General features: G+C 61.3%; 25 protein-coding genes and 1 pseudogene. 15 read left to right on the top strand and 11 right to left on the bottom strand.

What is annotated here, in order from left to right; translation table 11 throughout:
* Positions 1 to 6: 6 nt before the first annotated feature.
* The 3 genes from tolR to ybgC form a co-directional block, all read right to left on the bottom strand.
* Complete coding sequence (gene tolR / locus HJC04_RS13775; RefSeq protein ID WP_008536277.1) at positions 7 to 462, bottom strand: protein TolR; 456 nt, start codon at positions 460 to 462, stop codon at positions 7 to 9.
* A gap of 18 nt (positions 463 to 480) precedes the next feature.
* Positions 481 to 1200: a protein TolQ gene (gene tolQ / locus HJC04_RS13770; protein ID WP_004671617.1), complete on the bottom strand. Its 720-nt coding sequence runs from the start codon at positions 1198 to 1200 to the stop codon at positions 481 to 483.
* A 365-nt stretch (positions 1201 to 1565) separates the two neighbouring features.
* The gene (gene ybgC, locus HJC04_RS13765) at positions 1566 to 2021 is read right to left on the bottom strand and encodes a tol-pal system-associated acyl-CoA thioesterase (protein ID WP_210629937.1); all 456 of its coding nucleotides are present in this window, start codon (positions 2019 to 2021) and stop codon (positions 1566 to 1568) included.
* Positions 2022 to 2184: 163 nt separating this feature from the next.
* On the opposite strand from ybgC, the gene HJC04_RS13760 reads away from it, so the two are divergent.
* The 6 genes from HJC04_RS13760 to HJC04_RS13735 all read left to right on the top strand — a co-directional run bounded on the left by HJC04_RS13760 (position 2185) and on the right by HJC04_RS13735 (position 7842).
* Positions 2185 to 3405 (top strand): NAD-dependent epimerase/dehydratase family protein, encoded by a 1221-nt coding sequence (locus HJC04_RS13760; RefSeq protein ID WP_210629936.1) that lies wholly within the window; start codon positions 2185 to 2187, stop codon positions 3403 to 3405.
* A gap of 202 nt (positions 3406 to 3607) precedes the next feature.
* A complete protein-coding gene (locus HJC04_RS13755) occupies positions 3608 to 4432 on the top strand; it encodes a glycosyltransferase (protein ID WP_210629935.1) in 825 nt (274 codons plus the stop codon).
* Positions 4429 to 5325, top strand: coding sequence for an NAD(P)-dependent oxidoreductase (locus HJC04_RS13750; protein WP_221146458.1), 897 nt, complete (start codon positions 4429 to 4431; stop codon positions 5323 to 5325). The genes HJC04_RS13755 and HJC04_RS13750 overlap by 4 nt, the downstream gene beginning before the upstream one ends.
* A gap of 155 nt (positions 5326 to 5480) precedes the next feature.
* A complete protein-coding gene (locus HJC04_RS13745; RefSeq protein WP_210629933.1) occupies positions 5481 to 6068 on the top strand; it encodes a 5-formyltetrahydrofolate cyclo-ligase in 588 nt (195 codons plus the stop codon).
* A 3-nt stretch (positions 6069 to 6071) separates the two neighbouring features.
* Positions 6072 to 6896, top strand: a complete 825-nt coding sequence (locus HJC04_RS13740) for a TIGR00282 family metallophosphoesterase (RefSeq protein WP_088677967.1) — start codon at positions 6072 to 6074, stop codon at positions 6894 to 6896.
* A 100-nt stretch (positions 6897 to 6996) separates the two neighbouring features.
* A complete protein-coding gene (locus HJC04_RS13735) occupies positions 6997 to 7842 on the top strand; it encodes an MBL fold metallo-hydrolase (protein WP_210629932.1) in 846 nt (281 codons plus the stop codon).
* Positions 7843 to 7879: 37 nt separating this feature from the next.
* On the opposite strand, the gene HJC04_RS13730 is transcribed toward HJC04_RS13735, so the two are convergent.
* Complete coding sequence (locus tag HJC04_RS13730; RefSeq protein ID WP_210629931.1) at positions 7880 to 8383, bottom strand: pyridoxamine 5'-phosphate oxidase family protein; 504 nt, start codon at positions 8381 to 8383, stop codon at positions 7880 to 7882.
* A 141-nt stretch (positions 8384 to 8524) separates the two neighbouring features.
* Here HJC04_RS13730 and HJC04_RS13725 point away from each other — a divergent pair, with 141 nt between their 5' ends.
* Complete coding sequence (locus HJC04_RS13725; RefSeq protein ID WP_210629930.1) at positions 8525 to 9271, top strand: YebC/PmpR family DNA-binding transcriptional regulator; 747 nt, start codon at positions 8525 to 8527, stop codon at positions 9269 to 9271.
* Positions 9272 to 9344: 73 nt separating this feature from the next.
* Here HJC04_RS13725 and HJC04_RS13720 read toward each other — a convergent pair whose 3' ends face one another.
* Together HJC04_RS13720 and HJC04_RS13715 are read right to left on the bottom strand one after the other, a co-directional pair.
* Positions 9345 to 10346 carry an LLM class flavin-dependent oxidoreductase gene (locus tag HJC04_RS13720; protein ID WP_221146457.1) on the bottom strand — a complete coding sequence of 334 codons (1002 nt, stop codon included), beginning with the start codon at positions 10344 to 10346 and terminating at the stop codon, positions 9345 to 9347.
* Positions 10347 to 10468: 122 nt separating this feature from the next.
* On the bottom strand, positions 10469 to 12784 hold the full coding sequence (locus HJC04_RS13715; protein WP_221146456.1) for a methyl-accepting chemotaxis protein: 2316 nt from the start codon (positions 12782 to 12784) through the stop codon (positions 10469 to 10471).
* A gap of 242 nt (positions 12785 to 13026) precedes the next feature.
* On the opposite strand from HJC04_RS13715, the gene ruvC reads away from it, so the two are divergent.
* The 8 genes and pseudogenes from ruvC (at position 13027) to HJC04_RS13675 (ending at position 17906) form a co-directional block, all read left to right on the top strand.
* A complete protein-coding gene (gene ruvC / locus HJC04_RS13710; protein ID WP_221146455.1) occupies positions 13027 to 13536 on the top strand; it encodes a crossover junction endodeoxyribonuclease RuvC in 510 nt (169 codons plus the stop codon).
* A gap of 56 nt (positions 13537 to 13592) precedes the next feature.
* Complete coding sequence (locus HJC04_RS13705) at positions 13593 to 13844, top strand: AbrB/MazE/SpoVT family DNA-binding domain-containing protein (RefSeq protein ID WP_184455063.1); 252 nt, start codon at positions 13593 to 13595, stop codon at positions 13842 to 13844.
* Positions 13844 to 14257 (top strand): type II toxin-antitoxin system VapC family toxin, encoded by a 414-nt coding sequence (locus HJC04_RS13700; protein WP_210629926.1) that lies wholly within the window; start codon positions 13844 to 13846, stop codon positions 14255 to 14257. Before HJC04_RS13705 ends, HJC04_RS13700 begins: the two co-directional genes overlap by 1 nt.
* Positions 14258 to 14270: 13 nt before the next feature.
* Positions 14271 to 14885 carry a Holliday junction branch migration protein RuvA gene (ruvA, locus tag HJC04_RS13695; protein ID WP_210629925.1) on the top strand — a complete coding sequence of 205 codons (615 nt, stop codon included), beginning with the start codon at positions 14271 to 14273 and terminating at the stop codon, positions 14883 to 14885.
* Positions 14886 to 14967: 82 nt separating this feature from the next.
* Positions 14968 to 16008 (top strand): Holliday junction branch migration DNA helicase RuvB, encoded by a 1041-nt coding sequence (ruvB, locus tag HJC04_RS13690; RefSeq protein WP_184455061.1) that lies wholly within the window; start codon positions 14968 to 14970, stop codon positions 16006 to 16008.
* Positions 16009 to 16911, top strand: coding sequence for a metallophosphoesterase (locus tag HJC04_RS13685; protein WP_210629924.1), 903 nt, complete (start codon positions 16009 to 16011; stop codon positions 16909 to 16911).
* 7 nt (positions 16912 to 16918) lie between these two features.
* A pseudogene (locus tag HJC04_RS13680) lies at positions 16919 to 17307 on the top strand (DNA mismatch repair protein MutT).
* A 35-nt stretch (positions 17308 to 17342) separates the two neighbouring features.
* On the top strand, positions 17343 to 17906 hold the full coding sequence (locus HJC04_RS13675) for a DinB family protein (RefSeq protein ID WP_210629923.1): 564 nt from the start codon (positions 17343 to 17345) through the stop codon (positions 17904 to 17906).
* Positions 17907 to 17985: 79 nt separating this feature from the next.
* Here HJC04_RS13675 and HJC04_RS13670 read toward each other — a convergent pair whose 3' ends face one another.
* The 5 genes from HJC04_RS13670 to HJC04_RS13650 all read right to left on the bottom strand — a co-directional run bounded on the left by HJC04_RS13670 (position 17986) and on the right by HJC04_RS13650 (position 26137).
* Positions 17986 to 19368 carry a virulence factor family protein gene (locus HJC04_RS13670; protein WP_221146454.1) on the bottom strand — a complete coding sequence of 461 codons (1383 nt, stop codon included), beginning with the start codon at positions 19366 to 19368 and terminating at the stop codon, positions 17986 to 17988.
* A complete protein-coding gene (gene mprF, locus HJC04_RS13665; RefSeq protein WP_210629921.1) occupies positions 19365 to 21968 on the bottom strand; it encodes a bifunctional lysylphosphatidylglycerol flippase/synthetase MprF in 2604 nt (867 codons plus the stop codon). Before mprF ends, HJC04_RS13670 begins: the two co-directional genes overlap by 4 nt.
* 223 nt (positions 21969 to 22191) lie before the next feature.
* Positions 22192 to 24300, bottom strand: a complete 2109-nt coding sequence (locus HJC04_RS13660) for a mechanosensitive ion channel family protein (RefSeq protein ID WP_221146453.1) — start codon at positions 24298 to 24300, stop codon at positions 22192 to 22194.
* Positions 24301 to 24508: 208 nt separating this feature from the next.
* The gene (gnd, locus tag HJC04_RS13655; protein WP_210629920.1) at positions 24509 to 25540 is read right to left on the bottom strand and encodes a phosphogluconate dehydrogenase (NAD(+)-dependent, decarboxylating); all 1032 of its coding nucleotides are present in this window, start codon (positions 25538 to 25540) and stop codon (positions 24509 to 24511) included.
* Between the two features lie 114 nt (positions 25541 to 25654).
* Positions 25655 to 26137: an SRPBCC domain-containing protein gene (locus HJC04_RS13650; protein WP_210629919.1), complete on the bottom strand. Its 483-nt coding sequence runs from the start codon at positions 26135 to 26137 to the stop codon at positions 25655 to 25657.
* Position 26138: the final 1 nt, after the last annotated feature.

Genomic DNA, 26138 nt, shown 5'->3' with positions numbered 1-26138 from the left:
TGAACGCTATTGGTCCTTCTTCTGCTGCGTCACGAGACCGATATTCTTGAAGCCGGCCCCCTGGATGCGGGCCATCACGTCAGCGATGACGCCATAGGGCGCCGTCGCGTCGCCGCGCACGAAGATGCGTTCGTTATAGCCGGTGGTGGCGATTGCCTCGAGCTTGGCGGCAATCTCCGCTGCCGGGATCGGCGTTTCCTGCAGATAGACTTCGCCGGAGTTCTTGACCGAGATCGTGATCGGCTGCGTCTCGGAATTCAGCGCCTTGGCCTGCGTTTCCGGCAGGTCGATCGGCACGCCGACGGTCATCATCGGTGCGGCGACCATGAAGATGATCAAAAGCACGAGCATGACGTCGACGAGCGGCGTCACGTTGATTTCAGAAATGACGGCCTTATTCCGACCGCCGCGACGGCGGCGTCCGCCGCCCCCGCCGCCATTGCCTCCAACAGCCATACCCATCTGAGAATACTCCGTTGGTTACTGAGCGGCAGCGCGCGGCTGCAGCTTCTCGTCGATCTGGCGCGAAAGTATGGCGGAGAATTCGTCCGCGAAACCTTCCATGCGGGCCGAAAGCTTGCCGGCATCGGCAGAGAACTTGTTGTAGGCGATAACGGCCGGAATAGCGGCGACGAGGCCGATCGCTGTGGCGAGCAGCGCTTCGGCGATACCGGGTGCGACGACCGCGAGGTTCGTCGACTTCGAGCCGGCGATCGCCTGGAATGAGGTCATGATACCGACGACCGTGCCGAAGAGACCGATGAACGGACCGGCCGAACCGATGGTCGCGAGCGATCCCAAACGGGCGCCGAGATATTCGGTTTCGCGGGCGAGCGTCACGTCCATGGCGCGGTCGATACGCATCTGCAGGCCGATCGGCGAGCGCGCACCGCGCTCGAAGGATTTCTTCCATTCGCGCATGGCCGCGACGAAGATCGACGCCAGGCCGGTATTGTTGCGTTCCGACAGCGAGCGGTAGAGTTCTTCCAGCGACTGGCCTGACCAGAAAACCTGTTCGAACTTGTCGAACTGGCGCCGTGCGCGGCCATAGGCCAGATACTTGTCGATGACGATCGCCCACGTCCAGACCGAGGCTGCGATGAGCCCGAGCATGACGAGCTTGACGACGATGCCGGCCTGCATGAAAAGCGACCAGAGGCTGACGTCCGTCGTGGCTGCTGCCAATCCTACTTGTTCCATTGATCCAAAATCCCCGAATCCAAACGCCCGGCGCTGGACCGGGCGGCACAAAATGATCTCGCAAGAAGTGTCCGGCGACCGCCGCCCAAAGCCCTGGTCAAGCTTCCAAGCTCTTCTTCCGCCTTCTTGCCGTCAAATTTGGTCAAAGGAAGGCGTGCACCGCACAAACTCCGACTTTCCCAGTAAGACACTATTATGGTTAATAGATCGTTAGTGCCGGACTATGACAGCAAGCCTGCGTTCGGAAGATTTTGTTCCGTGGATTACTTGACCGGAGCATGGGCCGGCTGCCGAAAGAGCGCTCATCCTGCGGCGCGGGAATTCCTTCACATAAAGTTCAAGTTTTGACAAGGCCTGGTTCGGCACTACAAAGGATGGCTGCCTTCCAGGAATTTTGCCGCCAGCGTTTCCGGCAGCCGCCGTGGCCGCCCCTTGGCGTTGATGACGGCGATGATCACCCTGGCTGCAATCAGCAGGCTTTCGCCTGAACGGATCTGCTGGTTGAGCACCATCTTGGCGCCTCCGGCCTTTTCCGTATGCGTCAGGATCGTCAGCACGTCATCCATGCGCGCGGGGCTCTTGAAATCGATCTCCATGCGATGAACGACGAAGACGAGGCCTTCCTCGTCGGCGCTGACGAGTTCGCGCTGCTCGACACCGAGGCAGCGCAGATAGTCGGTACGGCCGCGCTCGAGGAAGTGCAGGTAGCGGGCGTGATAGACCAGGCCGGAGAAATCCGTATCTTCATAATAGACCCGCTGGACGAGGCGGTGTCCAGCCTCCGTCAGCTCTCCCGAAATGGAAAAAGGGCGTTCCGTCATAATTTTCTCCAAAGTGAGGTGCCCTCTTTGGCGCAACGCTTCGCGGCAGGCAAGCATTGAATGCCCGGCCGGCAGCCATTGAATGCGCCGCCGGCAGGCATTGAATGATTGTCATAATTTCTAACTATTGCCGATAATAAGCGACCGATCAGGAGACGATGCGATGAAGATTGCGGTTATGGGCGGAGACGGTTTCATTGGTTGGCCCACCTCGCTCCACCTTTCCGATGCCGGTCACGATATCCATATTCTCGACAATCTCTCGCGCCGCTGGATCGACACCGAACTCGGCGTTCAGTCGCTCACTCCGATGGATTCGATCCAGGAGCGCACGCGCATCTGGCATGCCGAAACCGGACGCCGTATCCACTTCAATCTGATCGATCTCGCCAAGGATTACGAACTTCTGAAGAAATGGCTTTCGGAACACCGGCCGGATGCCATCATCCATTTCGCCGAACAGCGCGCCGCGCCCTATTCGATGAAGAGCGACCGCCACAAGAACTACACGGTCAACAACAATGTCAGCGCCACGCATAACCTGCTGAACGCGCTGACCGAGCTCAATCTCGACGCCCACCTCATCCATCTCGGCACCATGGGCGTCTATGGCTACTCGACGGTCGGCGCGGCAATCCCTGAAGGCTACCTGCCGGTTGGCATCGAAACTCCGACGGGCGAGACGGTAAGCCAGGAAATTCTCTACCCTTCCAATCCGGGCTCGATCTACCACATGACCAAGTGCCTGGATCAGCTTCTGTTCCAGTTCTACGCCAGGAATGACGGCTTGCGAATCACCGACCTGCATCAGGGCATCGTCTGGGGAACGCATACCGAGCAGACGCGCCGCCACGCTCAGCTGATCAATCGTTTCGATTACGACGGCGATTACGGCACGGTGCTGAACCGTTTCCTCATTCAGGCAGCGATCGATTATCCGCTGACGGTGCATGGCACCGGCGGCCAGACCCGCGCCTTCATCCACATCCAGGATTCCGTGCGCTGCATCGAGCTGGCGCTGAAGAACCCGCCCGCCCGTGGCGCCCGCGTCGAGATCTTCAATCAAATGACGGAAACCCACCGGGTGCGCGACCTCGCCGAGATGATCGCCAGGATGAGCGGCGCCAAGATCGCCTGGCTGCCCAACCCGCGCAAGGAGGCCGCCGAAAACGAGCTGATCGTCCGGAACGAAAAGTTCCTCGACCTTGGCCTCGAACCGACCACGCTGGAAGCCGGGCTGCTGGGCGAAATCGTCGACGTGGCGAAGAAATTCGCCTATCGCGTCGACCGCTCCCGCGTGCCGGCCGTCTCCGCCTGGACCAGGGACATAGCCGCGACGATTGATCACGATCCGGAAGGCAAGCGGCTGAAGTCGGTATCGTGAGTGAGGGCTTACTATTGAAGCCCTGCCAGTCCCACGATCTCCCCCTCATTCCCTTCCTCGGGCTTAGCCCGAGGGACGTCACAGGAATCCAGCGCGCCCAGGTCATTGGGCGCAGGAGAGTCATTCACGGCGCGGACGCGCCGTGGCTGGATTCCTGTGACAGGCACAGGAACGAGGGCGTGGGTGGAAGCGGCCGACGCCGATGACTTCTACCTCGAAACTAGCCTACGTCACCCTCGTCACCAACGCCGACTATGCCATGGGCGCCACCGCCCTCGCCCGCTCCCTGCGCCGCACCGGCACCGGCGCCGATATCGTCGTCCTCCACACCGGCGGCGTTGACGCGGCCGCCCTCGCCCCGCTCAAGACCCTCGACTGTCGCCTGATCCAAGTCGAGCACCTGCCCCTCTCCGATACCTTCAACGAGCGCCACGCCCGTGGCCATCTCCATGCCGCGGCCCCCTTCACCAAAGGCCGCAAGCCGGACTTCCATTCGCCACTCGACAATTTCTGCAAGCTCAGGCTCTGGCAGCTGGTGGAATATGAGCGCTGCGTCTTCATCGACGCCGACGCCCTCGTGCTGAAGAACGTCGACAGGCTCTTCCTCTATCCGGAACTTTCTGCCGCTCCCAACGTCTATGAGAGCCTTGCCGATTTTCGCCGCATGAATTCCGGCGTCTTCGTCGCCACGCCCTCGCGTGAGACATTCCGGCACATGCTCGAACGCCTCGACAGGCCGGAGGCCTTCTGGCGACGCACCGATCAGACCTTTCTTGAGACGTTCTTCCCCGAATGGCACGGCCTGCCGGTTTATTTCAACATGCTGCAATATGTCTGGTTCACCATGCCGGAGCTTTGGGACTGGAAGAGCATTTCGATCCTGCACTACCAGTATGAGAAACCGTGGGAAAAGGATCATTCCAAGGCAAAACAGCTACAACCTTTAATCGATCTATGGCACCGTATACACGAGAGCGGCGATATGCCCGAGATCACGGCGCTGAGAAATCCGGAAGGGACGGCATGAAAGTATTGGTATCCGGGGGAACGGGTCTCGTCGGCCGGTACGTCGTCGAGGAGCTGCTGACCGCCGGCTATCACGTGATTGTCGGCGGGCGCCGGGCGCCGCTGCCGCGCTTCTTCTCCCGCCCGGTCGAATTCACAGCACTCCCCCTCGACCCCGAAAAGGATCAGATCGACGTCTTCGACGACGCTTATTTCTTCGTCCACGCCGCCTTCAGCCATGTTCCCGGCAAATATCGCGGCGGCGAGGGCGACGATCCCAAGAGCTTCCAGAGATTGAACCTCGACGGCACCGTCCGACTTTTCGAAGCGGCCAAACGCGCCGGCACGCGCCGTTGCGTCTTCCTGTCCAGCCGCGCTGCCTATGGCGACCACCCACCGCGAACCGAGCTTGTCGAAACAATGCTGCCAAAGCCGGAGACGCTCTACGGCCAGATCAAATTCGACGCCGAAGGTGCGCTTAGCCATCTCTCGACGCCGGGTTTTGCCGGCGTAAGCCTGAGGGCGACCGGTGTCTATGGCGATCTCACGCCGAACAAATGGGATGGTCTCATCGCCGATTATCTCGCCGGTCGGCCGGTTGCTGCGCGCGCCGGGACGGAGGTTCATGGCCGCGACATCGGCCGCGCGGTGCGACTGATGCTGGAGACGGAAAGCACCCGCATCTCGGGCGAGGTCTTCAACATATCGGACATAACAGTCGACACGCACGACATTCTCGCGCCTATCCGCCGTGAAACGGGCTGTCGTCACGCCTTGCCGCCTCCCGCCGACAAGGCTGCCCTCAATCCGATGAACACCGCGAAAATCCGTGCGCTCGGCTGGCTGCCAGGTGGAGCTCCTCTGCTCGAGGAAACGATGCGGCGGCTGGCCGCCGCGCTGCCGGTGTCGCCGTGACACGAATCTGCGTCGAGTCGATGGACATCCTCGTCTGACGATCGGCAACCGCAGACCGATACGACGTGAAACGGGCGCAGCCCTGTCGCAGCCGGCATTTGCATCGGGTCTCCGGCCGGTTATGCTCGGCCGAACCTCTCAATCCGGCAGATCGTATGACCGCAAAAGAACTGAAAGCGCAGCTGCGCAACGAACGCCTGGCCGCCCGCGATGCCGTCACTCCTGAAGAGCGCACCGCCAAAAGCCTCGCAATGGCCGATCACGCCGGCGAGGCGGTTGCTTTCGAGCCAGGCACCATCATCTCCGGCTTCCTGCCGATCCGATCGGAGGCCGATCTCAGGCCGCTGATGGCGCGCTTTGCAGCACGCGGTGCGCGGCTCTGCGTGCCGGCGATCCTCGACAAGCAGACCATCGTCTTTCGCGAACTGGCGGAAGACGCACCGCTTGTCGCGACCGGGTTCGGCACGGTCGGCCCCACCGAACACGCGGCCGTCCTCGATCCCGAGATCATGCTCGTGCCGCTTTCGGCCTTCGATGTCAGAGGCCATCGCATCGGCTACGGCGCCGGCTACTACGACCGCGCCATCAGCCGGCTAAGAGAGAAAGACCTGCATCCCAAGCTGATCGGCATTGCATTCGACTGCCAGGAAGTGGCACATGTGCCCGACGAGCCGCATGACATAAGCCTGGATGCCATCCTGACAGAAAGCGGCCTTCGCTTTTTTGCCTCTTGGATTGGATAGGGAATGCGGCTGCTTTTTTTGGGTGACATGGTCGGCAAGACGGGACGCACGGCGGTCTGGGACCGGCTACCCGGTCTGATCTCCGACCTCAGGCTCGATTTCGTCGTCGTCAACGGCGAGAATGCCGCCGGCGGTTTCGGCATCACCGAGGACATCTTTCTCGAAACGATCAATGCCGGCGCCGATGTGGTGACGACCGGCAATCACGTATGGGACCAGAAGGAGGCCGTCGCCTTTGCCGGGCGTCATGATCAGTTCCTGCGGCCGGCCAATTATCCGCAAGGCACACCCGGCCGCGGCTCCGGACTTTTCTATGCCAGGAACGGCGCGCGCGTGCTCGTTGCCAATGTCATGGGCCGGGTGTTCATGCATCCGGAGCTCGACGACCCCTTCAAATCGGCCGAAGTGATCCTTGACGCCTGCCCGCTGAAGGAGCAGGCCGATGCGATCATTTTCGATTTCCACGCGGAAGCGACCAGCGAGAAGCAATGTTTCGGACATTTCGTCGATGGCCGCGCCAGCTTCGTCGTCGGCACCCACACTCACGTGCCAACCGCCGACGCGCAGATCCTGAACGGCGGCACCGCCTATATGTCGGATGCCGGCATGTGCGGCGATTACGATTCCTCCCTCGGCATGGACAAGGAGGAGCCGCTCAACCGCTTCATCTCCAAGATGCCGAAGGGCCGCATGGAAGCGGCGAGCGGGCCAGCGACGATCTGCGGCGTCGGCGTGGAGATTTCCGATGCCACCGGACTGGCCGAAAAGATCGCGCCGCTGCGGCTCGGGCCGCGGCTGGCGGAGACGGTACCGGAGTTCTGGAGGTAATCCAGCCGCTCCAACACGCAATTGTGAGCATCGCTGCTCTGGACCGCTGCGACCTCATGACGCAACCTCCGCCGCTAAATGAAAGCGCCGGAGGGGTGGCATGAAGCCGCATTATCTTATCCTCGCTATCACATGCCTGGCGGCCTTCCCCGCATCAGATCCTGCCCAGGCACAGGAGCAGCGCCAGCGAGCCAGCCAGTGCCACGCGATCGCCGAGAAAATGCCCAATGTAACCTTCGCCAGTTTTTCTGGCGTCCCGGCGCTGGTGCCGGCCGTGTCCGAGGGCGAGGATGTCAGATTCACCTATCTCGGCCATTCCACCTTCGAAATCGAGACACCCGGCGGCATCATCATCGCGACGGATTATAATGGCTGGTACAGGCCGGCGACGACGCCCGATGTCGTCACGATGAACAAAGCTCATACGACCCACTTCACCCTAACGCCTGAGCCCGACATCAAGCATGTGCTCCACGGCTGGAGCGACGTGCCGGGCGAGAAGGCCAGCATCAATCTCGTCGTCGGCGATGCCTATATCCGCAATGTTACCACGGACATCCGCTTCAGCTACGGCCTCGGCGGCTCCCAGGCGGATGGAAACTCGATTTTCATCTTCGAAATTGCCGGTCTCTGCATCGGCCATCTCGGCCATCTGCACTACGAGCTGACGGATAGCCATTATACCGAAATCGGCCGCCTTGACGTCGTCATGGTGCCCGTCGACGGCGGCCTGACCATGGGCGCCGACAGCATGAGCCGCGTTATCAAGCGGCTGCGCTCGTCGCTGATCCTGCCGATGCACCGCCGTGGTCCGCCGGTCAATGCCTTCGTCTCCATGTTCGGAAAGGGCTTCGATATCACTTATGCGCCTGATGACAGCCTCACCGTCTCCATGCGCACGCTTCCCAAGAAGCCGCTGATCTATGTGATGAAAGGCGCGCAGTAAAAGCAAAAGCCCGGCGGGTCCCTCCAAACCTTGCTGATCAAGCAAATTGCAGGTGACGTTTGACGCCGACCTCGGGCATCTTGTCGTCATCGAGATTGGCCTTGGCGATCTCCCAACCGAATTTTAGCGTGCTGCCTGTCGAAACCCAGATCTCGGCATCATCGACATGCAGGGAAAGCATGGTGAGTTTCGGGTCCTTCTTGCCGCCGTCATACCATGCCGCCACCATCGAACTCCAATATTCCTCGATCTTGGAAGGGTCGGGGCGTACCTCGATGACGCCGGAAAGGCAGGCGTGATAGTCGTGATCCTTGCCGATGACGCAGAAATGCGCCCGACTGCCGGGTTTGATGGCGCGCACGATGTCGGCGTCGGTCTTGGTGTAGAACCAGATCGTGTTGGTGGTCGGATCGGCATGCGGCGCCATCGGCTGCATATGCATATCAAGCCCGGAAATTCCGAGCATGCCGGCATGAACATCGTTGACCTGATCCCAAAGCTGACGAGCTGGTTGCTCCCGCGCCTCGCTGAGACTTGCCATGACCGTTCCTTTCCGTTGGGTGGAGTTCGGTTGAAACGTCATCCTCCTGCCTTTGTTCCGAACTGCTTTTTCCTTGAATGGGTGTCGTTTCGCTCTTATAAGGCGGCCCATTCCGAACAATGAGACGTGAACAGGGGTGCCATGGCTGGCCATTCACAGTTTAAAAACATCATGCACCGCAAGGGCCGTCAGGACGCCGTGCGGTCGAAAATGTTCTCCAAGCTTGCGCGCGAAATCACCGTGGCAGCCAAGGCCGGCCTGCCCGACCCGACGATGAACGCCCGTCTTCGCTTGGCGATCCAGAATGCCAAGGCCCAGTCCATGCCGAAGGACAATATCGACCGCGCCATCAAGAAGGCAGCCGGCGCCGACGGCGAAAACTATGATGAAGTCCGCTACGAAGGCTATGGTCCCGGCGGCACGGCGATCATCGTCGAGGCCCTGACCGACAACCGCAACCGCACTGCCTCCAACGTCCGCTCGATCTTTACCAAGGCCGGCGGCGCCCTCGGCGAAACCGGTTCCGTTTCCTTCTCGTTCGACCATGTCGGGGAAATCACCTATAAGCTTTCTGCTGGCGACGCCGACAAGGTGATGGAAGCCGCGATCGAAGCCGGCGCCGATGACGTCGAGACCGACGAGGAAGGCCATTACATTACCTGCGCTTTCGAAGCGCTTGGCGAAGTATCGAGAGCCCTGGAGGCTAGCCTCGGCGAAGCCGAAACCGTCAAGGCTGTCTGGCGCGCCCAGAACAACGTGCCGGTGGACGAGGAAAAAGCCCAGTCGCTGATGAAACTCATCGACTCGCTCGAAGACGACGATGACGTACAGAACGTCTATTCCAACTTCGAGGTCTCGGAAGAGGTTCTGGCGAAGCTTTCAGCCTGAACCTTGCAGCGATCGCCCATAAAAACCCGGCCGCGACGCCGGGTTTTTTGTCTCTCGGACGCCGCTTACAATCCTACGCAGCGACCCGCATGAAATTTCCAAGACCTGCGAACAGTTCCACCGACTTCAGCCGCGCCTCGACACCATGGATCGGCATCGAGATGATCACCTCGTCGGCCGCCGTTTCCTTGAGAAACTCCGCCAGTTTCGCCTCAGTCTTCGCCGGCGACCCTACCACGGCGTAGCGCAGTGTGTGTTCGACGTTCATCTTCTCCATCGGCGACCAGAAGCTCTCCATATCGGTGACAGGGCGCGGGAAAGGACCGCGCACATTGCGCCGCAGGTTGACGAATTGCTGCTGGGCGGACGTGAAATGGTAGCGCGCCTCCTCGTCCGTCGCTGCCACCGCGCCCATGACGCCGACCATGACATAGGGCTTGTCGAGAGTCGCCGAGGGCTGGAAGCGCTCGCGGTAGATCGCGATGGCGTCGAGCAGCATGTCGGGGGCAAAATGCGAGGCGAAGGCGTAGGGAAGCCCAAGCATCGCCGCAAGTTGGGCGCTGTAGAGGCTGGAGCCGAGCAGCCAGATCGGCACATGCGAGCCATTGCCTGGAACCGCAAGGATCGCCTGATTCTCGAGCGGGGTACCGAGAAGCTGCTGCAATTCCACCACATCATTCGGGAAGCTGTTCGCGCCGGCTTCGAGGTTACGCCGCAGCGCCTGTGCCGTGCGCATGTCCGTCCCCGGAGCCCGTCCCAGGCCGAGATCGATGCGGCCGGGAAAAAGCGCCTCCAGTGTGCCGAACTGCTCGGCGATGACAAGCGGCGAGTGATTGGGCAGCATGATGCCGCCGGAACCGATGCGGATGCGTTTTGTCGCAGCCCCGACATGCCCGATGACAACGGCGGTCGCCGCACTGGCAATGGCAGGCATGCCGTGATGCTCGGCGAGCCAGAAGCGCTTGTAGCCGAATTCTTCAGCCTTCTGAGCCATTCGCGCCGAGCTTTCGAGCGACTGGCGCACGGTGCTGCCTTCGGCAACGGGAGAAAGGTCGAGTATGGAGAAGGGAACCATGGAAACCTGCCGGGCTGTTGAACGATGCCGTCTATGTAGGTTGGCGCCTGACCCATTCCAAACCGTGCACGCAAACAAAGGGCCGCGCGATGGCGGCCCTTGTCGAATAGCGAAAGCACATCTCAGCGGTGACGACGCAACACATGCACCTCGGCACTTGGCCTGTGTTGCCCCTGCGGCAGCGTGAAATTGCCGAGCTGGCGGTCCATTTCCAGAGCTTCCGTCGCCAGCCGGTGGATCGCCGCCGTCGTCTCCTCGACCATCGAGGCGTTCTGCTGCGTCATCGCGTCGAGTTCGGCCACGGCGCTGTTGATCTCACGCAACGTACTGGCTTCCTCACGGGTCGACTCCATGATCTCGTTGATCTGCCCGTTTATCGCCTCGACATGGGCGCCGATGCCGGTCAGGGCAACGCCGGCCCTTTCCACAAGTGCAACGCCGCTTTCGACCTCATGCGTCGATTTCTGCAGCAGGCTGGAGATTTCCTTGGCCGCGCTCGATGAGCGCTGGGCGAGCTCCCGGACTTCCATGGCGACGACGGCGAAGCCCTTGCCCGATTCACCGGCGCGTGCCGCCTCGACGCCGGCGTTGAGCGCCAGGAGATTGGTCTGAAAGGCGATGTCGTCAATGACCGATATGATCGTGTTGATCTGGCGCGAGGAGGTCTGGATCGCCTCCATCGCCGCGATCGTCTCGCGCATGATCTGGCTGGAGCCGGTCGTCTCCTTTTTGGCGTCGCGCGCGATGCGCTCGGCCTGTTCTGCCCGCTCGATCTGGCGGCGAACGGACTGGGTGATGGCGCTGATCGCATTCGCCGTCTCGGTGATCGAGCCGGCCTGACGCTCGGTGCGCCCGGCAAGCTCGTCGGCGCCGGTGCGCATCTCCTCGGAGCCGGCGCGTACCGCCATCGAGTTACCGCCAATCGCCGTCATGGTTTCGCTGAGCGTGGCGAGTGCCTCGTTGAAATTGATGCGCAGGCTTTCGAGTTCGTTCGGGAAGCGCGTATCGATCTGATAGGCGAGATCGCCGCTCGCCAGATGATGCAACCCCTCGTCAATCGCCTCGACCACCTGCTGCAGCGTCCTCGCTTCGGCCTCGCGATGGGCGAGGTTCTGCTGACGGTCGTGCTCGGCCTGCAGGCGCGTCTCTTCGCTGGCGGCTTCGAGTGCGCGGCTTTCGATCAGCGATTGGCGGAAGCGGGCAAGTGCGTTGGCCATCGTGCCGATCTCATCCTTGCGGTTCAGGCTGCCGATCTCGCTGTCGAGCTTGCCGTCGGCGACGTCGCGAGTCACACCGGCAAGCCGCGCCAGCGGCGAAAACAGGAAATTGGTGACGAGCCCGGTCGCGATGGCCATGACGACGAGCACGCCGATGCCGATCATCGTCAGCAAAGTGGCGATCTCGATCGAGCCGGCATTGAGCTCGCTGAGCAGGACGCTCTCGACCACGAGGAAGCGGTCGCCGCGATAGTCGATGCCACGGACATAGGCGCGGGCCGCGCCATCCGCCCGGTCGAAATCAGCCACGATCATCGCGGAGCTAGCAAGCGCGTCCTTGATGAAAGTGAAGGGGGTGGCATCGAGGGTCGCAAGCTTCCCCCCGGCATCGAGGGCGATAGCGGAGCCATCGCTGGAGACGATCGCAGCCCGCGCGGTGCTGCCCTGCACGATGCCCTTGGCAAGAATGCTCGAGATGATGTCGTCGCGCACCTTGAACAGGATGATGCCCTTGGCGGCCCCGAGCTTGACGATGGGCACGGCATAGAAGATCGCGGGTTTACCGCTTGCCGCATCGACACGAAGGCCGGAGAAGCCCGTCGGCGCGGCGTCATCCGTCGCCTTGGCGGTATTCTCGACCGCCTTGGCGAATGCGATGCCGGCGCCGGTTGTCTTCCAGGCGTCCGACTTCAGATTCTCCGCGAAGTTGTCGTTCTTTTTGTAGGAATAGAGCACGCTACCGTCGAGATCGGCGATCAGCAGATCGCTGAAAGCGGTGTTTTCGAGGTCGCGGGCAACTTCGCCCTGCGTCTGCTCATGGTTTGAATAATAGAACCCGCTCGGCCCTTCCGGCTTCATCAGCTTCTCGCGCTGGTCGGCCGGGTTGGGATTGCCCGTGATGAAAACCTTCTTCAGCTCGGCGCGAGCATCCCCCGAAGTCTTCTGGATTGTCTTCCAGCCGCTCTTCAAGCTGGTGATCGACATCTGCAGCGCCTCGATGCGCGCGATGGAATTGGCCTGGTTCTCAAGCTGCGCCAGTTGGTCCTGCAACATGTCGCCACGGAAGATCAGCACGCTTTCCTTGGCCTTCAGCGCCTGCTCGTCGGATATGCGGCTGCTGGCGAAATAGGCAAGCACGTCGATGACCGCGATCGACAGCACGGTCAGCAGGATGAAAGTGGCAATGACCTTGAAGGACAGGGACTGAAATCTCTGAGCCATATACAATGAACCCTTCTGAACGGCGCCTGCCAGCCTGGGCACGCGGTGCATCCCCGGCAGGCTGACCTGTCAACAGAACATCGGGGACTTATTCTTGTGGAACGAAGCCCCTCGCACATTCGATGAACTAGAATTCAGGCATCTCTTTTAATTCGCGGTAAATGCGCGCTCTAAAACCTCAGGTGTTTTCGGTTTGTTCACATATCGATGGCACTTATTTCGCAATCGCTATAGGTTGAACCATGCAAAATACGATTCGCATCATTGGCATTGATCCCGGCCTCCGCCGCACAGGCTGGGGAATCATCGACACTTTAGGCAATTCCCTGAAATTCGTGGCATCGGGAACGGTGACCTCCGATGGCGACATGGACCTCGCCTCCCGCCTCTGCCAGCTGCATGACGGGCTCGCCGATATCGTCCACGCTCACAGGCCCGATGAAGCCGCCGTCGAACAGACCTTCGTCAACAAGGACGCCGTGGCGACCCTGAAGCTCGGCCAGGCCCGCGGCATCGCCATGCTGGTACCTGCACGCGCGGGACTGCCGGTCTCTGAATATGCGCCCAACGCCGTGAAGAAGGCGGTCATCGGCGTCGGGCACGGAGAAAAGCAGCAGATTCACATGATGTTGAAGATTCTGATGCCGAAGGCCGAATTCAAGGGCGATGACGCCGCCGACGCCTTGGCGATCGCCATTTGCCATGCCCACAATCGCGGCGGCCACCGGATGCGCCAAGCGTTGGCAGGATAAGGCGTTCTTGACATGTTCCTGCGGTAAGGATAATTCTTACTTTGAAGGAGCCTCTGATGCGTGTCACATCCAAAGGTCAGGTCACTATTCCCCGCGATCTCAGGGAGCTTGCCGGCATCGAGACCAACAGCGAGGTCATTTTCTCGATTGAGGGCGGCAAGCTCGTTCTCTCGCCGAAGAACGGCAAGCAGGAAGTCGAGGATAGAGGTCGGCTGGACCGTTTCATCGAGACGATCCGTCGTCTGGAGGGAACCGGCGATCAGGAAATCGATGCCGAAGATCTCATGTCGATGACGCGTGATCGCTGATGGCGACGCTTGTCGACACGAACGTCCTCGTCGATCTGGCCATGATCAGCTCGGACTGGCACGATTGGTCGCGCCGGAAGATACTCGATATCTTCAGAGATGGACCGGTCCTTATAAATCCGATCATCTATTCCGAATTTTCCGTTCGGTATGACGATGTGGATGAAGTCGATCGCCTGCTTCCGCAGGATGAATTCCGCCGCGAGAACCTGCCGTGGCCGGCCGCATTTGCCGCGGCTCAAGCCTTCCGGCTTTACCGCCGCGCGGGCGGAGGACGCGAACGGATATTGTCGGATTTCCTCATCGGCGCGCATGCGGCGATAAGGGGCTACAGAATTTTGACCCGCGATGCCGGCGGTTATCGTTCCTATTTTCCTTCCGTTGAACTCATTACGCCCGAAACGCACCCTTGAAAGACCGCGACTCATGATCGGCAAGCTGAAAGGCACCATAGACGAGATCGGCGAAGATTATGTGCTCGTTGATGTGCACGGCGTCTGTTACGTCGCTTATTGCTCGGCCCGCACTTTGTCAAAGCTCGGATCGGCGGGCGAAGCCTGCGTGCTCTTCATCGAAACCTATGTGCGCGAGGATCAACTGAAACTCTTCGGCTTCATGACCGCATTGGAGCGGGAATGGTTCAACCTGCTGCAGAGCGTTCAGGGCGTCGGCGCCAAGGTGGCGCTCGCCGTGCTCTCGACGCTGACGCCGGGCGAGCTTGCCAATGCGATCGCCCTGCAGGACCGCGCCGCCGTCTCGCGCGCACCGGGCGTCGGCCCGAAAGTGGCGATGCGCCTCGTGACCGAACTCAAGAACCGCGCACCGGCCCATGCCGGCGAGGCAATCAACATCGGCCTCAAGCAAGAACTCGGCGAAGGCGTCGCCGCCGCACCGGTTGCCGATGCAGTGTCCGCGCTGACCAACCTCGGCTACAGCAGAGACCAGGCGGCAAATGCCGTTGCCGCGGCGATGAAGACGGCCGGCGACGGCGCCGATAGCGCCAAGCTGATAAGGCTCGGATTGAAAGAGCTGGCACGGTGAAAACCGGAAAACCAATGAATGGGTGTCGAGGCACCCGACGTTTGGTGTATTGCTGTAACAGGTTTCAAAACGGAATGAGAGCATGAGTGAGCCCGCCCGCCTGATATCGCCGGAAAAGCGGGGCGAAGATCTTGATGTGACGCTGCGCCCGCAATCGCTGGACGAATTCACCGGCCAGGCGGAGGCGCGCGCCAATCTCAAGATCTTCATCGAGGCGGCGAAGAACCGCGGCGAGGCGCTGGATCACGTGCTCTTCGTCGGGCCTCCCGGCCTCGGCAAGACGACGCTGGCGCAGATCATGGCGAAGGAGCTCGGCGTCAACTTCCGCTCAACCTCAGGCCCTGTCATCGCCAAGGCCGGCGATCTCGCCGCGCTCCTCACCAATCTCGAGGAGCGCGACGTGCTCTTCATCGATGAGATCCACCGCCTCAATCCGGCCGTCGAGGAAATCCTCTATCCCGCCATGGAGGATTACCAGCTCGACCTCATCATCGGGGAAGGCCCTGCCGCGCGCTCGGTGAAGATCGACCTCTCGAAATTCACGCTTGTCGCCGCCACCACCCGCCTCGGCCTGCTGACGACGCCGCTGCGCGATCGTTTCGGCATCCCGGTGCGGCTCAGCTTCTATACCGTCGAGGAACTGGAACTGATCGTGCGCCGCGGCGCACGGCTGATGAACCTGCCGATGACCGAAGAGGGCGCCCGCGAGATCGCCAGGCGCGCCCGCGGCACGCCGCGCATCGCCGGCCGGCTGCTGCGGCGCGTGCGTGATTTCGCCGAGGTGGCACGGGCCGAGGCCGTCACCCGCGAGATCGCCGACGAAGCGCTGACCCGCCTGCTGGTCGACAATGTCGGCTTCGATCAACTCGACAAACGCTACCTCAACATGATCGCCGTCAATTTCGGCGGCGGCCCGGTCGGCATCGAAACCATCGCCGCCGGCCTTTCCGAGCCGCGCGACGCGATCGAGGATATCATCGAGCCCTATATGATCCAGCAGGGTTTCATTCAGCGCACGCCGCGCGGCCGTGTTCTCACCGCAATCGCGTGGAAACATCTGGGAATGCAACCGCCCAAGGAAATGGAGGCTGCGCAGTTCCGGCTGTTCCAGGAGGACGACTGAGTGATCACCCGCCGCGGATTTTTCAAGGTTCTTGGCGGCGGTTTCGCAGGCGTCATGGCGCTCGGCGGTTATGCCTTTGCCTATGAACCGCTGGCGCGGTTCGGCATCGCCCGTTACCGGCTGACGCCGCCGGGATGGACACCGGGACTGAAGCTCCGCGTCGTCGCGCTCGCCGATATCCATGCCTGCGAACCCTGGATGTCGGCAAGCCGCATTGCCGCGATCTGCCGCCGGGCCAATGAACTCGAAGCCGACGTGACCGTTCTGCTCGGCGACTATGCCTCCGGCATGAACATGGTGACGCAATATGTGCATTCGAGCCAATGGTCGAAGGCGCTCGCCACCCTGCAGGCCCCGCTCGGCGTCCATGCGATCATGGGCAACCACGACTGGTGGGAGGACAGGACGGCCCAGAAGAACGGCGGAATGGAAACCTTCGGCCATCGGGCGCTCGCCGATGTCGGAATCCCGGTCTATGGCAACCGCGCCGTTCGGCTCGAAAAGGACGGCCGCGGCTTCTGGCTCGCAGGCCTCGAAGATCAGCTTGCGCTGCTGCCCGGCAGGAAGTGGGACCGCACGCACATGCTCGGCCTCGACGACCTCGATGGAACGATGGCACAGATTAGCGACGATGCACCGGTTATCCTGCTCGCCCATGAGCCCGATATCTTTCCGCGCGTGCCCGAGCGTGTCTCGCTGACGCTGTCGGGCCACACCCATGGCGGACAGATCCGCTTCCTCGGCCGATCGCCGATCGTCCCCTCGCGTTACGGCAATCGCTACGCCTATGGCCATATCGTCGAGGAGGGGCGTAACATCATCGTCTCCGGCGGGCTCGGCTGCTCCATTGCACCGGTGCGCTTCGGCGTCCCGCCGGAAATCGTCGTGATCGATCTCGGATAAGCACGACATGAGCAAGCGCACTCCTATCCGCCTGACTCAGGGCGCTGCGCGTTTCAACTATCGCATTGCCGGCCTCGGCTTTCGCGATGGGCATGTGCTTGTTCATCGCGCCGTGCACGAGCCCTTCTGGATCTTTCCTGGCGGTCGGGCGGAAATCGGCGGGACGTCGGAGGAAACGCTGATTGGAAATTCCGCCGGAATTTCCCCTTTCAGCCATATGAAATTATCCACCGCGTCGAAGATGGCGACAACCATCTCGAATTCAAATGGGTGCCGACAACGCGCGCGGCCCTGACCGCGCTCGACATCCCGCCCTATTTCATCGCTGATGAAATCGAGAACCTGCCCGGGCTACAATGTCATCTCGCCTGGCGCGACGGTAATCTCGATGACTGAAAACACTCCGGAATGCTGGAAGAGGAAAGCCGCCGATGTCGACCTTCGATCCCGCCAGGGCCTTTCGCAAGCTTGCCTATAACAACGCCCTTGCCAATCACCGGCTGCTTCACGCCTGCGCGGCATTGAAGCCCGGCGAATTCGAAGCGCCGCGCACGAGCTTCTTTCCGTCGATCAAGGAGACGCTGAATCACATCATCACGGTCGACTGGTTCTATGTCGACGGCATGGAAGGCGGCACGCTCGGCTTCCAGGCCTTCGAGGTGGACGAACCCTTCGATGACGTCGAGTCACTGATGCAAGCACAGGCAAAGGTCGATCAGCGCCTGATCGACCTTTGCGAAGCCCTGACGCCGGAAAGGCTGATCTCAATCGTAAATCTCCATCGCGGCAATCGTATTCAGCAGGAGCGGATGGACGACGTGCTCGCCCATCTTTTCCAGCATCAGACCCATCATCGCGGCCAGGTCCATGCGATGCTTGCCGGCACCAGCATTGCCCCGCCGCAGCTCGACGAATTCATCGTCGCCGACGACGCGCGGTTTCGCGGCAAGGAACTCGCCGAACTCGGCTGGCGCGAAGAAAAGCTGATGCATTAAACGCATAACCCGAAATCGAAATCGATTTTGGGGTTATGCGCCAATCGAACTGTCAAAGCATACCGCAAGGCAGCAGCGCTTAATCCTGCAGACGTCTCTTCAGCGCGTCGATGATCGTCTTGGTGAGAAGGTCGTAATTTTCGTCGAAGTGATGGTCGCCGGGCAGTTCAACGACTTCAGCACCACCATCCTTCAACGCCGGACAGGCGACATCGTCGTCATCGTCCTTGCCATAGACGCACTGCACGAGCTTCGGATCGACGTTCTTCAGATCGGCGACGGGATCGCCCCCCGCCCCTTCCGTCTTCTGACCGAGCCAACCAAGAACGGAGATGACGTAGTCCACTTGGTGCGAGAGCGACAGCAGCGACAACTGCACCACCGAGGACTTCTCGGCCGGTTTGAGCAACTGATAGGTTGCGGGTACGACATCCGCGCCGAAAGAGTAGCCGACGAGCAGAACATGCTTCACCTTCCACTGCTTACGATAGAAATCGATGATCTTTGAAAGATCGCTGGCCGTCTCCTCCGGCTTGCGCTCCGACCAGAAATAATGAAGTGAATCAACGCCTACGACGGGAATGCCTTCCTTCTGCAGCGTGCCGCCGACCTCCTTGTCGATGTCGCGCCAACCGCCGTCACCGGAATAGATCACCGCCATCGTATCGAAGGCAGGCGTTGCCTCGAGCACCGCCAGCGGCAGGCCAAGCGGATTGCCGAAGGCGCCGGAAGCGGTGACGAGGTCGTCGAGCGTATCGCCGAATACCGTCTGTGCATCGTCTGTGGAATCGCGGATCTCGATCTCGGAATGGGCTTTCTGCAGCGCCTCGGCATGCGCCCGGCCGTCCTTGTCAGCCTTAGGCGTGAAGACTGATATGATCGGATCGGGCAGGGCGCCGTCGCTGAGGCCATAGACCGTGCGTTGGCCGATCACCTTCTTGGAAGCCGGCGTGCAAAGCTCCTTGGTCAGCGGAATGCCGGCCAGCGGATCGACCGCAAGCGTCTGACCGATCGTCGCATCCGGTGTCTGAGCCGCGATCGCCAGCGCCAGGGCCCCGCCCTCGCCGATGCCGGCGACGATCGGCAAATGATAGGCATTGTTGCCGGTCGCGCGCTGCACCTGCTGGCTCAGCGATTCAATATCCGAGACCATGTAGATGCAGCCGTCGTTGAGGCTGACGTCGTAGCGGCTGAGCGCCTGGATATAAGAGGGAAACTCGACGCCGATGACGACAGCGCCTTCGGCGACCAGCCTGTCAGCCTCGGCCTTCTCATAATCGCCCCAGCCGGCGGCATCCGAGATCAGCATCACGGTGCCCTTCACCTCCCCTTCCGGCAGGAAGATGTGCGGCGATGGGATGAGGCCGCTTTCGAATCTTTGCGTGGTTTCCTCGGCGGCATTAGCCGGTGCGGCCGCGAGCATGCAGACGCATGCCGTGGCAAGAAGGATTGTCCTGATCATTTTCTCACTACCCCTTTCAATCCGCCCCCGATCAGAAATGTCGCGTCCATCAACGCGATCATCGGATTGCCTCCTCCGGAAACCGCAAGATAGCGCGGTTGCCAGTGCGGATGAAACTTGGATTTGAATGCCCGAAGGCCTTTGAAGTTATAGAAGCGTTCGCCGTGTTCGAAGACGGTGCTGCCGATACGGTCCCAGACGGGTGCCGCTTCGCGTTTCGACATGCCGGAGAGAGGCGCCATGCCGAGATTGAAGTGCGTGAAACCTTGGTTACGCAGATATTCCATGATCTGCACGAAGAGAAAGTCCATTGAGCCCTTCGGCGCGTCCGGCGAGAAGCGCATGAGATCGATCGTGCTCTCCTCGCGGGATTCGGTGACGAGGATATTGGCGAAGGCGACGATCTTGCCATCCTTCTTGAGGATGCCGACCGGTTGCGAGGAAACGTAATCGGGATCGAAGGAACCGAGAGAGAAGCCCTTTTCCTTGGCATTGTGATGTTCCAGCCAGGCCTTGGAAACGGCGGCGAGATCATCGATAATCCCGCTCACGTCCTCGGGTTCGACCACCGCGAATTCCAGCCCGTCGCGCTGGGCTCGGCTCGCCGTCTGGCGAAGGTTCGCCCATTTGCCGCCTTTCATTTCGAAGGTCCGGAGGTCGGCCACCGCCAGTTCGCCGAGCTTGAAGGCGCGCAGGCCGGCATCGGCGCAATGGGAAAGCAGCGCCGGCGAGATCTGGTAGAAGACGGCGCGGCAGCCGGCGGCCCGCGCCGCTTCGACGAAGCGCCAGACGAGTTCCTGCACGGCACGATGATCGCCAACCGGGTCGAACAGCGCGATCCATGAACGGCCCTGCCGGCCGTACATGATGAAGGCGTCACCTTTTTCCGAAAACATGATGCTCTTGTCGCCCATGCGCACCAGATTGGCATCGGCATTGCCCTGCTTCCTGACGATCTCGATGGCACGCGTCAGCGCCTCCTCCGTCGCCGGCTCCGGCTGGAAAGTCGCCGGTCGGAGCAGGCTGAAAATGGCGATCGCCGAGGAGATGATGGTGATGCCGAGCAGGGCGCGCAGTCCCCGCGGCGCCTCGGCGGTGAATTCGAACTGCCACCAGAGTTCGTTGCTGTATTCGACATCGCGATAGACGAAGAGCAGGATGACGATGGCGCCGACGACGATGACCGCGATCGCCATCAGCCAGGACGCCGTCATCGCCTGGTTGAGCAGCGACGCATGCCGGGTGAAGAGCCGCCGGCTGACGAAGAGCCCGAAGATGAGAAACGCGAGAAAGGCAGCTTCGACAAGGGCGATCGCCTTCAGAAGCGACAGGGTCAATGCGGCAACGGCCGAGAATACGGCCACCCACCACGCGCCGTCGAGCCTCTGACCGAGGCCGCGCGCCGCGACCACCAGCGCAAGCCCGAGCAGGCTGGAGAGGAAGTGCGCGCCTTCGACCAGCGGCAGCGGCAGATAGTTGGAGAGGAATTCCAGATTCTGGTCCGGCGTCGGCGTGACGCTCGAAAACACCAGCATCACGCCGAGCAGCAGCGCCAGGGTCGACAGCAGCTGCGGCATCAGCCGTCCGCCGATACGGCGGACACTGGAGGCGGCCGGGTGGTCGACAAAACGGCGCAACTCCGCCGCCGAGACCGCGAGCACGGCGATCAACAGCGGCAATACATGGTAGATCAGCCGGTAGAGCACCAGCGATCCCAGCACCGCGTCGATATTCACCGCGCTGCCGAGCGAAGCGATGATCACGGTCTCGAAGACGCCGAGCCCGGCCGGAACGTGGCTGAGCACCCCGAGACCGACGGCGATCGCATAGACGGCGAGGAAGACCGGCCAGCCGATAGCCGTCTGCGGCAAGAGCACGTAGAGCACCGACGCGGAGGCGGCAATATCAAAGGCGGTAACGAGGAATTGGCGCGACCAGGTGCGCGAGTCCGGCAGGCGGATCGCCACGGCGCCGAAATCGAGCACACGACCCTCGCGGCCGATAATCATTACAGCCCCGAGAATGGCGATGATCGAGCCGGCAACCAGCCGGAGCAGGAACGGACTGACACCGATCAGCGGACCGATCTCGCTGGCGATGATGATGAGGGCGATCGATGCGACGGCCGCGAGCCCGAGGCCGAAGGAGAGCGTGACGAAGGCGATGATCCGGCCAATGTCCTCGGGTGAGAGCCCCAGACGCGTATAGGCGCGGTAGCGGATTGCGCCGCCCGACAGCGCACCGAAGCCGGCGGTGTTGCCGACCGCGTAGGCGCTGAATGCCGTCAGCGCCACATGCGGAAAGGGAAGCTTCTTGCCGATATATTCGATCGCATTGAGATCGTAGAAGACCAGCGAGAGGAAACTCAGCGCCGTAAAGAACAGAGCAAGCAGGATCGCGCTCGGCCTGGTCGCCGCCAGCGCTGCGACGACATCGTCATAGCGCACCTCGTTCGTGAGCTGCATGATCGCATAACCGACGAGACAGAAGACGATGAGCGTCGCGGCTGCCGTAAGCGGCGTCCTGTAACGTCTGAAAAGCGTGCGAAAAGAAAAACCGTCCGTCGCTTCCATCTCTTCCAAATTGCCGTGATCCGACATCTCGTACCTGCGCAGCTTCCAATTCGGCGGGAATCATTTTTCGAAGACGTAACATGACGGGCATATAAGCTCTATGAAGCCATGCCGACGCTACCCAACCCCGCCGCCTGCGCCTCAATCATCCTCAATTGGGGCGAATTTGCGCAGGAATACGTGATGGCACATTGCATTTTCGTAAGCTTGCGAATGCCTTGCAGCGATAATGAGGTTCAGGTGGCGGCATTCATGCAGCCGGTTCGCCGTTGGCTCGCATATGGGAGGCATAACGCGCGACGGCAGCCCCCAAATCGGCCTCGCGATCGCCCGCCACCTGCACCGTCGGCACGGCGAACTCGATGCCGTTTTCCTTGAAGGCGTTGCGGATCATCGCCAGTGCATTGCGTCGGATAACAAACTGTTCGCCGGGCTTCGTCATCATTGACAGGCGGATCTCGATCGCGAATTCGCCGAACTGCTCGACACCCTTCATCTTCAGCGTCTCGATGATGTGCGGGCCGAATTCGGGGTTCTCGAGCAGTGTCTGGCCGATCTGCTTGATCACCTTCTTGGCCTTGACGAGATCAGTGTCGTATTTGACGTTGAGGCTGATCTTGTCGATCGTCCAGTCGCGATTCAAGTTCTTCACCGCGCCGAGTTCACCGAACGGCACTGTTGTCAGCGGTCCGCGATGATGCCTGAGCTTCACCGATCGCAGGCTGAAGGCTTCGACGACGCCCTTGTGGCTGCCGCTTTCGATATATTCGCCGACACGGAAAGCATCGTCCCAGAGGTAGAACATGCCGCTGATGACGTCCTTGACGATCGTCTGGGCGCCGAAACCGACGGCAACGCCGACAACGCCGGCTCCGGCAATCAGGGGCCCGATCTCGATGCCGAGCCCGGAGAGCACCATCAGAACCGCGATGACGGCGATGACCACGGCAAGGATATTGCGGAAGATCGGCAGCAGCGTCTGGATCCGCGCGTGTTTGGCCTTCTCCTCGTCCGTCGCGGTACCGTCCAGAGGTGAATCGAGCAGCTTGCCGTCAATATAGGCTTTGACGACGTGCCAGAGCAGATCCGCCGCAAGCAGGATGACAATGCCGCCGATGACCCCGCGCGCAATCTTGTCGACCATCTTGTCGCCGGCGGCCATTGTATCGGCCCCGACGCCAAGCAGTCGACCAAGCCAGATTGCCGCGATTGCGATGATCAGCGCCCGAACGCCGCGGTCGAGCAACACGGTGGCGATGCGGCGCGTGGCAAGGAAACTCGCCTCGGTCTGCCGCAGCGATTTCACCGCGATCGTCGCGACGGCGAGTACCCGCGGCAGCATCAACACATAGATGCCGAGCCAGAGCAGCCAGTTGAAGCCCGTGACCCAGAGGCCCCAGAGCAGAAGAAAATATACGGTGAGCGCCCAGGAAATTTCGTGACCACGCTTCTCGTCCTTATGAGGCCGCGACCAGACCGCCTCGATCGCGATCAGCAGCAGCCCAATGCCGAGCATGTAACCCACGAACAGGCGGGCACTCGGGGAAAGGCCGAGCGGCTCCATCGACTGAATGGCCGCCCAGCCGAAGATAAAGTAGATGATGAAGGTTGCAGAGCGGCGATACCAGAAGAGTGCGATGGCACGGCCCGGCATGGTCGGCGCGGGGATGCCCTGCCGCTCTTCCTCGGCCCGCGCCAGTGCGATGAGATCGACCAGCACACCGCCGAGGCAGATCGTGAAACGCTGGACGATCAGTGCGACGACGCAGACGATGGCGATGCTCTGGCTGATCGGCGGCCAGTAGAGGCTGAGCAGCGTCAGCACCGTCGCCGCCGCGAAGATCAGCGCCGGGATGACACGCGGCGCCAGATGCATGCCTGCCATCGCAGCCAGACGGCGACGGCGGCGACGGAAGGCATAGCGGGCAATGCTTTCGATGATCGCGCCCAGCAGAAAGATCGCTAGGAGTTGGCCGGCCATACGCATTCGGCCGGTGGCCGCGATTTCGCCGAAAAGCAGCGAGAATGCATTGTTGATCTGCAAGGGCAGCGTCATCGCGGCATCGGAAACCATCGAGACATGACGACGGGCATGCTGCAGCAAACCCGACAGGATAGACATCTGGTTTTCCACCGCTGTATCGCCCGCAGACGTCGCCGCCATCTGGGCCGACATCCATTGCTTGACCTCGGGCGTCTGCATGAGCTCCATCATCTCACGCACTTGGGCCGGCGGAGCGGCCGCGGCCTGCGCTTGTGCCGGCTGCGTCTGGGCAAAGCTGGGCGAAGCCGCGGAAAGAAGCACAATGAATATGCCCGATATGGCGGCCTTCAAGCCTCCTGCCCTGTCACGCTTCACGACCGCCCTCCAATCAAGTGTCGCGCTTGCACAAAACAAGGCTGACATCTTGCATTGGATACTCGCGACTGCTGCCGCCAGCAAGCGGTAGGAAAGCCATACCGATGGCCAGGAAAGACCGCTGGCGCCGCCTACCGAGGCCGGCCGTCAAGCCCGCCATTTACGGGTGACGGTCGCCTTCTGCTCAGTGAAGGGAGTGACCTGGCCTTCAGGATTTCGGCGCCGGCTTTTCCACGTGGCCGCCGAAACCCGCGCGCATTGCCGACAGCACCTTGTTGGCGAACTCGTCATTGTCGCGCGAGGAGAAGCGGCCGTAGAGCGCCGCACTCAGCACCGGTGTCGGCACGCTTTCGTCGATTGCCGCCATGATCGTCCAGCGGCCCTCGCCGCTGTCCGAGACGCGGCCGGCATATTTCGAAAGTGCGGGGTCGACATGCAGGGCATCGGCGGTGAGATCGAGCAGCCAGGAGGTGATGACGCTGCCGCGGCGCCAGACTTCCGCGACATCCGGCAGATTGAAGTCGTATTGAAAATGTTCGGGATGGGCGAGCGGCGCGGTTTCCGCATCGGCATCGTGCGAGGCGGCGCCAATATTGGCGTGTTTCAGAATGTTGAGGCCTTCGGAATAGGCAGCCATCAGGCCGTATTCGATGCCATTATGCACCATCTTGACGAAATGTCCGGCGCCGTGCGGGCCGCAATGCAGATAACCCTGCTCCGCCGTGCTGGCCGCCGCCGCTTCGGCGGTGCGGTTTGGCGATGCTTCCGTCTTGCCGACGCCGGGGGCGAGCGTCGCAAAGATCGGAGACAGATGTTGGACGGTGCCCTTCTCGCCACCGATCATCAGGCAATAGCCGCGCTCCAGGCCGAAGACGCCGCCGCTGGTGCCGACATCGACATAATGGATGCCTTTGGTGATGAGTTCGGCGCCACGGCGGATGTCATCGTGGTAATAGGAATTGCCGCCGTCGATGACGATATCGCCGTTCTGAAGCAGCGGCACCAGGCTGGCCAGCACCTTGTCGACGATCGCCGCCGGCAGCATCAGCCAGATCGCACGCGGATGCGTGAGCTTGGAGACGAATTCCTCCATCGAAGCGCTGCCGGTCGCGCCGAGACCTGCGAGCTCAGCAACGCTTTCCGGCCTGGTGTCGTAGACGACGCATTCGTGACCGCCCCGCATCAGGCGCTGGACCATATAATTGCCCATTCGGCCCAAACCGACCATACCAAGCTGCATAATGAATCTCCTGGAAACCGAGACGAAGTATCGACTCCGGAAACTAGCACCCGCAGTGTGACAGGCAAGTAAAGTCTGGCGATGGGCCGCCGATCTCCTTCGAGACAGGGCTCGTCAAACATCCGGGGCGCTGGCCGGCTCGCCTTTCATCTCGCTGAGATACATGCCCTCGCGCAGATTGATGCCGTATTCGACGAAGGCCTTCATGCTGCAAAGCATCTGTGTCCAGCCTTCGCAGTTGAGATAGGTGCCGCGCCGGCCGGCCTCGTCCTCGCGCCAGCCGTTCTCGGCAATCGTCACCAGCGTGCCGCCATCCTCCAGCGTCTTGAAATTCATTTCCACCAGCGTCTTATACCTTGTCTTGTCTTCGGCAGTGCCGCCGTCCCAGCGAAGCACGATGCGGCTTTCCGGCACAAGCTCGACAACCTCGACCGGCGCATCCTTCCACCAGGTTACTGTCGTGCCTTGAACGAGCGGGGCGCTCGCCCCGCCGATCGTGGTGAAATAGCTGCTGAGTTTCTTCGGGTTGACGACGGCATCGAACACTTCGGCAACAGGACGGCCGATCCGGCCGGAAACGCGGATTCCGAGAGACATT

The organism is Rhizobium sp. NLR8a, from assembly GCF_019685235.1.
Classification (GTDB): domain Bacteria; phylum Pseudomonadota; class Alphaproteobacteria; order Rhizobiales; family Rhizobiaceae; genus Rhizobium.
Note: the sequence above shows the minus strand (reverse complement) of the source record. Positions and strands in the feature narration are given on the sequence as shown.